This window comes from Pantoea sp. X-Soil-MYKO-1289 (assembly GCF_059730625.1).
In genome coordinates, this window is sequence record NZ_AP036004.1 from 1,974,311 (window position 1) to 1,987,490 (window position 13,180).

14 protein-coding genes and 2 pseudogenes are annotated in these 13,180 nt (G+C 54.8%); 13 read left to right on the forward strand and 3 right to left on the reverse strand.

The window, feature by feature from the left end; translation table 11 throughout:
- Positions 1-7: 7 nt before the first annotated feature.
- The 11 genes and pseudogenes from AC6I7Z_RS09530 (at position 8) to AC6I7Z_RS09580 (ending at position 9,046) form a co-directional block, all read left to right on the forward strand.
- Positions 8-349: a phage tail protein gene (locus AC6I7Z_RS09530; RefSeq protein WP_497814009.1), complete on the forward strand. Its 342-nt coding sequence runs from the start codon at positions 8-10 to the stop codon at positions 347-349.
- 50 nt (positions 350-399) lie between these two features.
- Positions 400-1,137 (forward strand): phage minor tail protein L, encoded by a 738-nt coding sequence (locus AC6I7Z_RS09535; RefSeq protein WP_497814010.1) that lies wholly within the window; start codon positions 400-402, stop codon positions 1,135-1,137.
- A 2-nt stretch (positions 1,138-1,139) separates the two neighbouring features.
- A complete protein-coding gene (locus AC6I7Z_RS09540; RefSeq protein WP_497814011.1) occupies positions 1,140-1,859 on the forward strand; it encodes a C40 family peptidase in 720 nt (239 codons plus the stop codon).
- Entirely contained in the window at positions 1,852-2,475 is a 624-nt protein-coding gene (locus AC6I7Z_RS09545; protein WP_497814012.1) for a tail assembly protein, read from the forward strand. The genes AC6I7Z_RS09540 and AC6I7Z_RS09545 overlap by 8 nt, the downstream gene beginning before the upstream one ends.
- Before the next feature lie 53 nt (positions 2,476-2,528).
- Positions 2,529-5,736: pseudogene (locus AC6I7Z_RS09550) on the forward strand (TipJ family phage tail tip protein).
- A gap of 311 nt (positions 5,737-6,047) precedes the next feature.
- A complete protein-coding gene (locus tag AC6I7Z_RS09555) occupies positions 6,048-6,698 on the forward strand; it encodes a DUF8377 family phage-derived protein (protein WP_497814013.1) in 651 nt (216 codons plus the stop codon).
- 81 nt (positions 6,699-6,779) lie between these two features.
- The gene (locus tag AC6I7Z_RS09560) at positions 6,780-7,064 is read left to right on the forward strand and encodes a TonB family protein (protein ID WP_497814014.1); all 285 of its coding nucleotides are present in this window, start codon (positions 6,780-6,782) and stop codon (positions 7,062-7,064) included.
- 62 nt (positions 7,065-7,126) lie between these two features.
- The gene (locus AC6I7Z_RS09565) at positions 7,127-8,044 is read left to right on the forward strand and encodes a hypothetical protein (protein WP_497814015.1); all 918 of its coding nucleotides are present in this window, start codon (positions 7,127-7,129) and stop codon (positions 8,042-8,044) included.
- Entirely contained in the window at positions 7,995-8,351 is a 357-nt protein-coding gene (locus tag AC6I7Z_RS09570) for a tail fiber domain-containing protein (protein ID WP_497814016.1), read from the forward strand. Before AC6I7Z_RS09565 ends, AC6I7Z_RS09570 begins: the two co-directional genes overlap by 50 nt.
- Positions 8,352-8,486: 135 nt before the next feature.
- Entirely contained in the window at positions 8,487-8,726 is a 240-nt protein-coding gene (locus tag AC6I7Z_RS09575; RefSeq protein WP_497814017.1) for a hypothetical protein, read from the forward strand.
- Positions 8,726-9,046, forward strand: a complete 321-nt coding sequence (locus AC6I7Z_RS09580) for a S24/S26 family peptidase (RefSeq protein ID WP_497814018.1) — start codon at positions 8,726-8,728, stop codon at positions 9,044-9,046. Before AC6I7Z_RS09575 ends, AC6I7Z_RS09580 begins: the two co-directional genes overlap by 1 nt.
- 31 nt (positions 9,047-9,077) lie before the next feature.
- Here the strand turns inward: AC6I7Z_RS09580 and pqqA are convergent, their stop codons facing one another.
- Together pqqA and AC6I7Z_RS09590 are read right to left on the reverse strand one after the other, a co-directional pair.
- Positions 9,078-9,149, reverse strand: coding sequence for a pyrroloquinoline quinone precursor peptide PqqA (pqqA, locus tag AC6I7Z_RS09585; protein WP_010617686.1), 72 nt, complete (start codon positions 9,147-9,149; stop codon positions 9,078-9,080).
- 187 nt (positions 9,150-9,336) lie between these two features.
- Positions 9,337-9,597: pseudogene (locus AC6I7Z_RS09590) on the reverse strand (TonB-dependent siderophore receptor); the annotation flags it as partial.
- A gap of 208 nt (positions 9,598-9,805) precedes the next feature.
- Between AC6I7Z_RS09590 and AC6I7Z_RS09595 the strand changes: the two are divergent.
- Both AC6I7Z_RS09595 and AC6I7Z_RS09600 read left to right on the forward strand, forming a co-directional pair.
- The gene (locus AC6I7Z_RS09595) at positions 9,806-10,669 is read left to right on the forward strand and encodes an NAD(P)-dependent oxidoreductase (RefSeq protein ID WP_497814019.1); all 864 of its coding nucleotides are present in this window, start codon (positions 9,806-9,808) and stop codon (positions 10,667-10,669) included.
- A 2-nt stretch (positions 10,670-10,671) separates the two neighbouring features.
- Positions 10,672-11,454, forward strand: a complete 783-nt coding sequence (locus tag AC6I7Z_RS09600; RefSeq protein WP_497814020.1) for an AraC family transcriptional regulator — start codon at positions 10,672-10,674, stop codon at positions 11,452-11,454.
- Here AC6I7Z_RS09600 and leuA read toward each other — a convergent pair.
- Positions 11,375-13,087: a 2-isopropylmalate synthase gene (gene leuA / locus AC6I7Z_RS09605; protein WP_497814021.1), complete on the reverse strand. Its 1,713-nt coding sequence runs from the start codon at positions 13,085-13,087 to the stop codon at positions 11,375-11,377. The genes AC6I7Z_RS09600 and leuA overlap by 80 nt on opposite strands.
- Positions 13,088-13,180 lie beyond the last annotated feature (93 nt).

Genomic DNA, 13,180 nt, shown 5'->3' on the forward strand with positions numbered 1-13,180 from the left:
GTGACAAATGGCTACGGATACATTCAACTGGTGCGCCAGAGTAGAGGCCAGCGAGCAACTTAACGTCGCTACCATTCAGGCCCAGTTCGGCGACGGTTATAAACAGATCGCTGGCAAAGGCATCAATGAGGCATCAGAAAGCTGGGCGCTAACCTGCAACGGAAGGCTGGCTGCTATGGCGCCGGTCAGGGCATTTCTTAAGGGGCATGTGGCCACCTCATTCTGGTGGACTAACCCGTGGGGTGAAAAAAAACTGTATCGGGTGAAGTCTGATTCGATAAACCCGAAGTTCGTCAACGGTGACTTCGTGGAAATCTCTTTCACGTTTGAACAGGCGTTCGCACCGTGACGTGTTGCAAAACCATCAGGCGCTCCGGCGCCTTTTTTTATGGGTGAAATATGAGCTTTACTCAGGACGTTCAGTCGCTGGAGCCGGGCCAACTGGTGCAGCTGATAGAAATCGACGGGACAGAGTTCGGGCTTGATACCATCCTTCGATTTCATGCATATAACCTGCCGACAGAGGGATGGGCCTCATTCGCAGCGGATAATCTCCCGTCCATTATCTGGCAGGGCAACGAGTACGATCCGCATCCGTACGAACTGACCGGGCTTGAAATGAGCAGCTCAGGCTCACAACCCACACCAAAGCTGTCGGTGGGGAATGTCGGGAATTACGTGACTGCACTTTGCCTGCAGTATCAGGACCTGGTGAAAGCAAAAGTCCGTATCCGCTCCACGATGGCAAAGTATCTGGATGCGGCTAACTGGACTGCTGGAAACCCTAACGCTAATTCTCTGGAGGAGCGTGTTCAGCTGTTTTACGTAAATGCGAAAACGGCAGAAAATCGGGTCCAGGTAGATTTCGAACTCTGCTCGCCGTTCGACATTCAGGGGCTGCAGCTTCCCTCCCGGCAGATCACCCCTGTCTGCACCTGGTGCATGCGCGGCTGGTACCGCACCGGCACCGGCTGCGATTACAACGGGAATCGTTATTTCCTCAAAGACGGCACACCGACAGACAATCCGGCTCTTGATGTGTGCGGCGGGCGCCTCGGTGATTGCAAACTGCGATTCGGCGAAGATCAGCCGCTATCATTCGGCGGATTCCCTGCGGCCAACCTTCAGGGCAAATAACTATGCGTAAAAAGATTCTGGAAGCCATACGCGAGCACGTTGCTGCGGAGTATCCAAAAGAAGCCTGCGGGCTGGTAATTCAGGCTGGCAGGGCTCAGACATATGTGCCCTGTCGGAACATCCACGAAGAGCCGACCGAGCACTTTACCCTTTCACCTGAAGACAGGCGTGCGGCTGAAAAACAGGGTGATGTGCTGATGGTTATCCATTCGCACCCGGATGTGCCGCAGCTTATTCCGTCTGAAAGGGACCGGGTGATGTGCGACCACTCTGGCGTCGAGTGGGGGATCATGTCATGGCCGGACGGCGATTTCTGTACCTTCTCCCCGCGTAAAGACAGGGAGCTGGTCGGTCGCCGCTGGGTGCTGGGGCTCGCCGACTGCTGGACGCTTATCATGGACTATTACCGTCAGGAGCACGGCATCATCCTGAATAACTGGTCTGTTGACTATGAGTGGTGGGTAGACGGCAAAGAAAGTCGCTACGACGATAACTGGCTGGCTGAAGGGTTTATTGAGGTGACGGCGTCAGAGATGCGTGAGGGCGACATGATCATGATGCAGATTCAGGCGCCAGTGACAAATCACGCGGCCATTTATCTCGGCGACAACATCATTCTTCATCACAACTTTGGCAACCTCTCAACGCGCGTCCCGTATGGAGATTACTGGCGTAACAGAACCGTGCGTGTGGTTCGCAGGAAGGAGTTAATGGATGCTTAAGACAATGACCCTGAAAGGGCCGATGGCAAAGAAATTCGGTAAGATTCATAGATATCACGTTGCCGATCTTCGCGAACTGCTCCGTGCCATGTGTTCGCAGGTTCCCGGCTTCAAAAGCTATGTTTCAACGGCGCACCTTAACGGCGTGCGTTTCGCCTTTTTCAGCGGCAAAAATAACATCAGCCTTGAAGAGTTCGATATGTCCTCCGGAGCTGTTGAGTTTGAGATGGAGCCCATCATTGAAGGTTCAAAGCGGGGCGGCGCGCTTCAGGTAATCATCGGTGCCGTGGCGATCGTGGCTGCATTCTTCACTGCGGGCAGCACTCTCGCTCTTTATGGTGCGGCACTGGGGACAACGACAGCAACAGGGCTTGCCGTAACAGCATTAACCAGCCTGGGCATTAGCATGCTGCTTGGCGGCGTGGTCCAGATGCTTACCCCGCAACCAAAATACAATATCGGCGCATCATCAAGTACGGATAACAAACCCAATTACGCCTTTGGCGCGCCGGTCAACACTGTAGCGATGGGTTATCCCGTTCCGGTTCTCTATGGGGAGCGGGAAATCGGCGGGGCAATCATTAGCGCCGGAAGCTTTACCAGCGATCAGCAATAAACTCTCTGACTTAAATTCAGGCCACCTTCGGGTGGCTTTTTTGTGGGTGAAATATGCGACTACTTGAAGGGGCGACTGTCATCAGTGCCAGCAAGGGCGGTGGAGGCAGCGCGCACACGCCTACAGAACAGGCAGACGATCTGCTTTCCATTGCGAAATTGAAAATGCTGCTTGCCATTTCTGAAGGTGAAATTCAGGGTGACTTGACGGCGCAGCAAATTTATCTGAATGACACCCAGCTGGCGAACGATGACGGCACATATAACTTTACCGGTGTTGTCTGGGACTGGCGCAAGGGCACCCAGGATCAGGGTTACATTCAGGGTATGCCTGAAGTCGATAACGAACTGTCTGTTGGCGTCGTCGTTACACAGTCGGTGCCGTGGACGCGCCAGTATACCAATCTCACCCTCGATGCCGTCCGAATCAAGCTCAGCCTGCCAGTTCAGTACGCCTATAAAGACAATGGCGATATGGTCGGCACGGTTACGCAATATGCGATTGACCTTTCAACAGATGGTGGGTCGTGGGTCACGGTTGTGGATGGCAGCTTTGACGGCAAAACCACATCAGAATACCAGCGCGATCACCGTATCGATCTGCCAAAAGCATCAAGCGGCTGGGCTATCAGGGTAAGGCGCATCACCGCAGACTCTTCATCTTCGAAGCTCGTCAATGCGTTCAAAGTTTTCTCGTTTGCTGAGGTCATAGACAGCAAGCTGCGTTACCCAAATACGGCGCTGCTTTATGTCGAAGTCGATGCCAGTCAGTTCAACGGCAGCGCGCCAAAAATCACCTGTAAACCTAAAGGTCGCCTGGTACGCGTGCCGACCACGTATGATCCGGTAAGTCGCACCTATAGCGGCAACTGGCTGGGTGATTTCAAATTTGCCTACACAAATAACCCGGCCTGGATTTTTTATGACCTGGTGCTGGATAAGATTTTCGGGATGGGCAACCGCGTCGATGCCTCAATGATCGACAAATGGGAACTTTACAGCATCGCGCAGTATTGCGATCAGATGGTCAGTAACGGTGCCGGCGGAACAGAACCGCGCTTTACCTGTAACGTTTTCATCCAGAATCAGCAGGACGCCTATACCGTACTCAAAGACATTGCGGCCATCTTCAGGGGCATCACGTTCTGGGGTAATAACCAGATATTCGTCAATGCCGACGTGCCGCAAGTCGATAGCAACGGCAATGTCGATGTTGACATGGTTTACCATGCGGCGAATGTTATCGACGGGCTCTTTAGCTATGCGGGAGGCAGCTACAAAAACCGTTACACCTCCTGTCAGGTGTCATGGTCTGACCCCGTAAATCATTTCTCAGATACGGTCGAAGGGGTCTACGATTCCGATCTCGTTAGCCGGTATGGTGTGAATGAAATGTCCCTTACCGCTATCGGCTGCACATCTCAGAGTGAGGCTCACCGACGAGGCCGCTGGGCCATTTTGTCCAATGCTAAAGACGGAACCATTTCATTCGGCACCGGCCTGGACGGATATCTTCCCGTGCCGGCGGAAATTATCGGCATTGCCGATCCTTTCAGAGCCGGAAAGCAGAACGGCGGCCGCATCAGTGCCGCTAGCGGCCTTACTATAACGCTGGATCGCGCAATTGACTACGGCGCCGGCGACAGGCTGGTGGTTAACCTGCCTGACGGTACGGCACAGACGCGCACTATCGCCAGTATCAGCAGCGATAAAAAAACGGTAACGGTAAATACGGCATTCAGGCAGACGCCGGTGGCGGGCGCTGTATGGGCCATCGACAGCGATAATTTGGCCATTCAGTATTACCGTGTTACCTCAATAGCTGGCAATGATGATGGAACGTTTACCATCGCAGGCGTTGAGCACGATCCAAACAAGTATCGTTATATTGATGATGGTGTTCGGATTGAGCCTGCGCCCATTACTGTCACGCCGATAAGCGTCCTGAAGGCCCCGACCAATATCGCTATTTCTGAAGTCAGTTACGTCGAGCAGGGCCTGTCTGTTTCAATCATGCAGGTTACGTGGGACAGGGTTGAAGGAGCGATCAGCTACGTTGCGCAGTGGCGCAAGGATAAAGGCGACTGGGTCAATGTGAGCCAGACCAGCGCGCAGGGTTTCAGCATTCAGGGAATTTATACGGGCGTTTATGACGTCAGGGTGCGCGCAGTTAATGCCGCGGAAGTTTCCTCTCCCTGGGGATACGCTGATTCAACTTCCCTGACAGGCAAGGCAGGTAAGCCAGGCACGCCTGTTAATCTGATGGCTACAGACAATGTTGTGTGGAACATCGATATCACCTGGGGCTTTCCTGAAGGCTCGGGCGATACGGCCTATACCGAAATTCAGGTGGCCACCACTGCAGACGGACAAAACCCTCAGTTCCTTGCCTATGTTCCTTATCCCGGCGTGAGCTATCAGCACGGGCCAATGCCTGCTGGCGTTCGCCGTTGGTATCGGGCCCGGCTGGTGGACAAGATCGGCAATGTGGGCGACTGGACGGCTTTTGTGGCTGGCATGTCCAACGTAAATGCAGATGACCTGATTGGCAGCGTGGTGGAAGAGTTCCTGACGTCTCCTGACGGTAAGCAGCTGCTCGAGCCACTCATCACCGATCCGCAGGCGCTGTTACAGAGCATGCTGTCGGAATATGATTCGGTTAATCAGCAATGGGCGAATTATGGCGAAAACCGCGCCGGAGTCCTGCAGGCGCAAAAAGTTGCGGCAGATGCCGAAAGTGCTGTTGCTCAACTTGAAACTGACGTAGTAGCTCAATTCGCTGAGCAACAGGCAGCAATTCAGCAGAAGTTCACAGCTTACGCTGATGTATCCAGCCCCTCTGCAATTTACACACTGAAAACGGGCATCCGATATAACGGGACGAATTACGATGCCGGTCTGTCTGTCGCCGCAACGGTAAATGGCAGTGGAGGCGTAGATACGCGTGTTGCGGTCAACGCTAACCAGTTTCGTCGTCATGAGTGGCGTTGGCAACAGCCTTTATTCTCCCTTTGTTATCAAGGACGGGCAGGTGCTTATCAGTCAGGGCTTTATCGGTCAGGGCTGGATCAATAACGCAATGATCGGCGATTATATCCAGTCAAACAACTTTGTTGCAGGCTCTGTGGGATGGCGCCTGGATAAAGCAGGAACATTCGAGCGAAACGCGGCGAATGGTTCAGGCAGAGTTATTGACACAGGGGTTCTCAAGCTGACCTACGACGCTAATGGAACGTTGCGAATCAGAGAAGGACTCTGGTAAGGAGAAAAAATGCCATGTGGTCTGCAATGTTGGGATGCGTCAGGTAAATTAGTCGTCGATATCGGCGACTACAACACCAGATATTTAGGCAGAACTACTGTAACTATCCCGGCCAACGTAAATATGGTGACTGGTTCCTATGGAGGGATAACATCGGTAGGCTCGTTTGCTGCCGTTGTCTCAACATCCAGCGCCAGCTATTTCAAAACCAACAACTTTGCTACCCGAACCTATGATGGCGGTTACCGAGTCTGGCGATTATCCCGAGACGTCACCGCTGTTACATTAACCTTGGATTTATACGCATTCATATGAGCGGATATCAGATTTTCAATTCTTCAGGCGCATTAGTAATAGATTCAAACTATAAGGGAAGCTATTACCGTGATAATGTGCAATACGGAGGGATTACTGATGTTGGCTATTACAATATTAGTTGTCAACTAGGTAACTCTACGGATATGGGTTTTGTAAGCGGAGGGGTGCCCGATGACGATAACTTGCGATGGTTTAAGCCAAATAACAATGCGAAATTTTTCGCATCTAACCCAGCATGGATGACGGCTAACGCTGGTTTGATGGCCAGGACGCACAGCGGTATGCCAGTGGAGAGCGGCTACAAAGATGTTTTTAATTCATCGGGTGAGCTTATTTGGTCAGCCGTCATGGCCGCAAAAATTCCTCGAATCATTGGTTTCTTTGAAATTCCGGCGAATTACGATCTCGATAGTACGGTTTACTCTCAGGCAATAGGTAATAACACGTGGATTCTTATGAGTTCTTGCCCAAGCGGAAACATATCTGACGACGGGGCGGCTACTGGTTATTCGGGGCTGTTTTTTAGGTTTGCAAATGGAACTCTTCAGTGTCAGTGGGTAAACCAACTTCAGCAAAGCTGGGCGAACACCTTAAAGCCATATGGTTTGCGCATACCTTATGCCATTCTTCCTAATCTAAGCTAAAGGTGATCGTTACGATCAAATAATTAAATTGAACTTTTCAGGCTAAAGGTATTCTATGCGATTATAACTTTTGAGGTGCTTATGTATAAATTCCTTTTTCCTGTTTTTTTTATGTTTGCTATCTTTAATGCCAATGCAAACATTATCAAATATCCTGTTCGAGCTGCAAATCTTCGCATCGATGGCGAAGTTAATGTGCTTTACGATGTTAACAGAAACGGGAGGGTAGAGAACATCCGTCTCATCAGTGCGGAACCGCCTGATGTTTTCGATCGTAGCGTACGCAAGCAAATTTCGTACTGGAAGTTTACATCAGGCAAAGCCAAAAAAAACGAGCAGCTAAAAATCATTTTCAAAGCTAATTAAGCCAACATAAATCAACTAACCCGGCCATTGTGCCGGGTTTTTTTTATTGCCCGGAGAGAAGCATGTCAGCAGGCACTATTGCACTAACAAACAACTCTGTCGCAGTCAGTGGCACTGGAACAAGTTTTACGACAGAGCTTAAGGTAGGCGATTTCATCGGGGTAATTGTTGGAGGAACACCCTACACGCTGATTGTAGCAGCCATCGCCTCCAACACTCAGTTAACCCTTGGCGGCGCCTATGCAGGCCCAACAGCTAGCGGTCTCGCATGGAATGCAGTTCCTGCCAGCCTGCTATATGCCGTTACTCAGCAGATCATGAATGATATGGGCACAGCGCTGCGCGGCATGAACTCACAGCTGGTTAACTGGCAGAGGATTTACAGCGATGCGTCTTCGGTTACTGTAGAGCGCCCGGATCGCACCACATTTACCGGGCCGAGCTGGGGATATATGGCGCAGCAGTACGCCAGCAAGGCAAATACTGCAGATGTTTTGGCCAAAGCTGACAACCTGAATGGTCTGACTGATAAAGCCACTGCCCGATCAAATCTTGGCGTAAGCTACGGAACCACAGCGGGCACAGTTACGCAGGGTAATGATACCCGGCTGGGAACGCTGAATAACAAAACAGGCGGCAACGTATCTTCACTGGTCAATGTGAAGGGCGACATTCTCTCTCAAAACGTGTTCGGCGACAGCACGCAGGGACGCTGGTCCTCTGAGTTGAGGGCTGTTCTTGATGGATGGGGAAAACCCAACGACGCACCTTCAGGCGTAAACGGAGCTTTCTTTGGCTTTGCAACAATTTCGCCATCATCAGCCGGCGCGCCGGTACAGGGGCAGATAACAGGAAGCAGTTACTGGCACGGGACTAAGCGCTGGTACTTCCCGTTTGATACTGGCAATGCGATTGCTCCGGGAAACCTGGGTGTCGAACTCAGACGAGCGCATCAAAACCAAAATTCAGCGCATCGATGACCCGCTTGGCAAGATGAAGTTGATTAAAGGGGTGACCTGGGAACGACTGGACAACGCCGCCCCTGGTATTGGGTTCATTGCGCAGGACGTGCAGGCAGTATTCCCAGACAGCGTATTCGTTTCAGGCGACAGGACGCTAAAGGATGGCAAGGTTGTTAAAGACATCCTTTCTCCTGATACGTCAGGAGTGTCAGCAGCCTTGCACCATGAAGCAATCCTGGCGCTGATGGACGTCATCGAAAAACAGAACGCCATAATTGCTGAGCTACAGAGTCGTATGAAATCCATTGATGGGCTCGATGCCTAACCACTCGCGCCAGGCTTCTTAAGAAAATCTCCAGTGCCAGCCTAGGCTTTACAAAAAACCGAATCGTAGCGGCTTGCCAAAAACAGCTCTCAATATTACTGTGTTTATATACAGTTATTTTATAGGGAGGTTTTCATGCCACGCGATTATGAGATTACCGCGGCTTTCAAAGACGCGATTAAGTTAGACGCAAAAAGACGTCAGACAATAACTACAGATGATTTTCGGCTGGCGCTGGAAAAGTACAATCACCACTGGCCACTTGAGGAGTGCAATCGGTGGATCAAGCGCTACCAGTCATTTTTCTTTGAGCTAGTCACTGATGGGGGCGCAAACAAAACGTGGGCGCTGCGAAACATGGGCTATGTGATCTGATGGGCTTTCAATCTCCAGCTCAGGACTACATTGAGCGGCGCCTCACCGTTAACGACCTTGTTGTTCATAATCCCAGCGCAACGCTATTCATAGAGCGTGAGGAGGGGCTTATTGTAGTGGACAGGTCCGCCCGCATCGCCAGTGGTGACAAAATAGCTCTTCTGCATGATGGCGTGTCGCTGATAGCAAGAACTGGCGAGCACTATGTGATTACCGACGAAGGGCAAAGAATTGCTGGTGAAGAGCTTGAGGGAGTAGTTGTGCTCGGCAAAGTAACGTATGAAATCATGCGCGTTTGGCACGATGATAGCCCGGTTTAGAAAAATGCCCGCAAAGTTGCGGGCATCTTCATTAACGGTTAGAAATGTACAGCGTCACTTCCAGACCGAGGCGCAGATCAACAAATTCTGGCTTCTTCCACATAATAAATCCCTCCTGAAGAGTTAAACACCTCTCAATTATACCTCAAAACCCCAAGATAAATTGAGTACATAAATGAGTACATAATTGTTCACGACTCATTTCACGCGACGCTCGCTAAACCTCAGCGCAGCGTGAAATTGCCCATGAATAGCGCGCTTTAAAATCCGTAATTCTGTCTTCTCTATTCATAATTCTGGCGGTTCTGGATTTGCAGGCCCGGCACGCTGCCGAGATTTTCCGACAGATTGACGCGCGGCGCGGCCTGGCGCATATCCTCGCCGTTCACCACGCTGACCGCGGCGGGCGTATCGAGTTCGGAGAGGCCGGTTTGCGCCGGCGCGGCGCTGACCACCATGGTCGCGCTGCCGGTATCCTCAGCCGCCAGCAGCGGCAGCGGCAGCATGGCAGGCAGCAGCACGCTGACCTGTCGCAGTGATGCAATTTTCATGAATGAAAGACCGTCATTAAGAGATGAAATGAACCAGATGGAACATTGTGCGCGTATGTTACGGCTTTTTACGATTATTTGAAAAGCGTAAATAATAAGGTCGTTTTATGCGAAATTCAGCGTCGAAAAATGTTTTTCCCGACTGGATTTTTCGTGACTTTCCCTTCAGTGTTAAATGCTTAGTTTACGGATAACCCGAGGAGTCAGTATGAGTCAACAACCCGCCGTCGCCGTATTAGGTTTAGGCGCCATGGGGCGCGCGTTTGCCGCCAACCTGCTGAAAAAGGGGTTTACCGTCTATGGCTGGAACCGCACGCGGGCGCGCGGCGAAGATCTGTTAGCCTCCGGCCTGACGCTGAGCGCCAGCCCGGAAGAGGCGGTGCGCGACGCTGACGTGGTTATCGCCATGCTCTCCGACGGCGAGACCACGGAAAACACGCTGCATCAGGTGAAGGAGGCGCTGAAGCAGGGCGCGACCCTCGCGCAGATGGGCACCATCGGCGTAGAGAAAACCGACGCCCTGATCGGCTGGTTCGCCAGCGAGCGCCCGGACGTCGTCTTTATCGACGCGCCGGTTTCCGGCACCAAAGCGCCGGCCGAGAATGCGCAGATCCTGGTGATGGCCAGCGGCGATCGGACGCGCGCCCAGGCGGCGGAAACGGTCTTCGCCGCGATTGGCAAAGGCACGCAGTGGCTGGGCGAGGCGGGCAAATCGTCGCGCATGAAGCTGGTGGTCAACAGCTGGCTAATCGGCCTGATGCAGAGCCTGGCGGAGAGCACGCGCCTGGCGGAGGAGTTTGGCTTTACCACCGACGATCTCTGGAAGGTGCTGGACGGCGGCCCGCTGGCGGCGCCCTACGCCAAAGCGAAGCTCGCGATGATCGCCAGTGAAGATTTCACCCCGCAGATGAGCCTGGTGTGGGCGCTGAAAGACGCGAAGCTGGCGTTAGAGGCGAAGGGCGACGCGAAGCTGCCCGCGCTGGAGCAGATCGCCGCACTCTGGCAGCAGGCGGTCGACGCCGGCTACGGCGAGCAAGATCTGGCGTCGATCCACCGCTATCTGAAGCAATAACCGTGACGGCGCGGCTGTCGTTCGATTTCACCTCTCGTCCGCTGGTCTCTTACGCCCATGACTACGCGCACGGCGACAGCGAACCCTGGCATCATCACAGCTGCGCGCAGCTGATCCATACGCTGAGCGGCGTGGTGCGCGTCGATACCGCGCAGGGCAGCTGGATCGTTCCGCCGGGCCGTGGCGTCTGGCTGCCCGCCTATACGCGCCATGCGCTGCAGATTACCGGGCCGGTCGCCGCGCGCACCTTATTTGTCGATCCGCTGGCGCGCGCCGACCTGCCCGCCAGCTGTCAGGTGGTGCCGGTATCGCCGCTGCTGCGCGAGCTGATCGTCAGCGCGCTGCCCTTGCCGGAGGTTTATGCGCCCGGCAGCCGCAGCGAGCATATCTATGAGTTGATTCTGGATGAGCTGCGCGGCCTGGACGTGCTGCCGTTCAATCTGCCGGAGCCGCAGAGCGCCCGGCTGCAAAGGCTCTGCCGCGCCATCCAGCAGGCGCCGGGGGATCGCTGGACGCTGGAGGAGGGGGCGCGGCGGCTAAACCTCTCCAGCCGCACCCTTGCGCGCCACTTTCAGCGGGAGACCGGGCTGCATTTCAGCGACTGGGTGCGCCGCGCGCGCCTGGTTATCGCCCTGACCCGTCTGGCGCAGGGCGAGTCGGTGCTGGCCGTGGCGCTCGATCTCGGCTATGAGAGTCCCAGCGCCTTCAGCGCGATGTTTCGTCGCCTGCTGGGGGTTGCGCCTGCCGCCTATTTTCCACAGGCAGAGAGGCCGTCGCCGCGTTAAGCAGCGCCTGTAGGGAGGCGCGGGCGATATCGCTGTCGATGCTGACGCCCCAGGCGCGCTCGCCCAGGCTATTCAGGCAGCAGACGTAGGCGACCGAACGGCTGTCGCTGCGTTTGCCCAGCGTATGCTCGTGGTAATCCGCAATCGTCAGCTCCAGCCCCAGCGCGCGACGCAGCGCATCCACCGCCGCTGACAGCAAGCCGTTACCGCTGCCGCGCAGGCGACGACTGCCGCCGTTTATCCCGAGGTTCGCCTCAAGCCGGGTCATATCGCCGTCGCTTCGGCTTTCCGCCTCCAGCAGGGTCAGCGTCGCCTGCTCGACGCCGTAGTGCAGGCAGAAGCAGCGCCAGATGGCGCGCTGCGTCATCTCCTTGCCGTGGCGGTCCGTCTCTTGCTGCACCCGCTGGCTGAAATCCTGCATCAGCGCGCGCGGTAGCGCCAGGCCATGATTTTGCTCCAGCAGCCAGGCGGCGCCGCTCTTGCCCGACTGGCTGTTGACGCGGATCACCGCCTCATAGCTGCAGCCGATATCGGCCGGATCGATCGTCAGGTAAGGCATCTGCCAGATCGTCTCCTGCCGCTGCTGACGCAGGGCGAAACCTTTGCGGATCGCATCCTGATGCGAGCCGGAAAAGGCGGTGAACACCAGCTCGCCCGCATAAGGATGACGCGGATGCACCGGCAGCTGGTTGCAGCGCGTCACCACCTCCGTCACCTTGTTGATATCGCTGAAGTCAAGTTGAGGCGCGATCCCCTGGCTGTAGAGATTTAGCGCCAGCGTGACGATGTCGACGTTGCCGGTGCGCTCGCCGTTGCCGAACAGGCAGCCTTCAACGCGATCCGCGCCCGCCAGCAGCGCCAGCTCCGCGCAGGCGGTGCCGGTGCCGCGATCGTTATGGGGATGCACGCTGATACAAACGGCATCGCGGCGGCTGAAGTGACGGCAAAAATATTCAATCTGATCGGCATACACGTTCGGGGTATTGACCTCCACGGTCGCGGGCAGATTGACGATCATCGGACAGGCGGCGCAGGGCTGCCAGATATCCGCTACCGCCTCGCAGATCGCCAGCGCGAATTCCGGTTCGGTAAAACAGAAGGTTTCCGGGGAGTATTCAAACGTCCAGTGCGTTTCGGGCCGGGCGTCGCAGCCGTCACGGATTTGACGCGCGCCCGCGCACGCCAGCGCGACGATCTCCGCCTGGCTCTGGCCAAACACCCGTTCGCGAAACAGCGGCGCAGTGGCGTTATAAAGATGCAGAATAGCGCGCGGCGCGTCCTGCAACGCCTCGAAGGTGCGGGCGATAAGCGCTTCGCGCGCCTGCGTCAGCACCTGGATAGTGACCCCTTCGGGAATACGGCGCTGCTCAATCAGATCGCGCACAAACTGGAAGTCGGTTTGCGATGCGGCGGGAAAGGCGACTTCTATCTCTTTAAAGCCGCACGCCAGCAGCAGATCCCAAAACGCCAGCTTGCGTTCTGCATCCATCGGTTCCGCCAGCGCCTGATTACCGTCGCGCAGGTCGGTGGAAAGCCAGCGCGGCGCCTTTGTCAGCTGGCGATCTGGCCACTGACGATCGGGCAGGGCGATAACGGGAAAAGCACGGTACTTCTCTTTGGGGTGCGTCAGCATAAAACCTCCTTATGGTGTCAGCGCAGTCTGCCGCGTCGCGCCGCGCCGCCGCGCGCGCAAAAATGACAACCGATAACGCAAAAGCGACAGCCT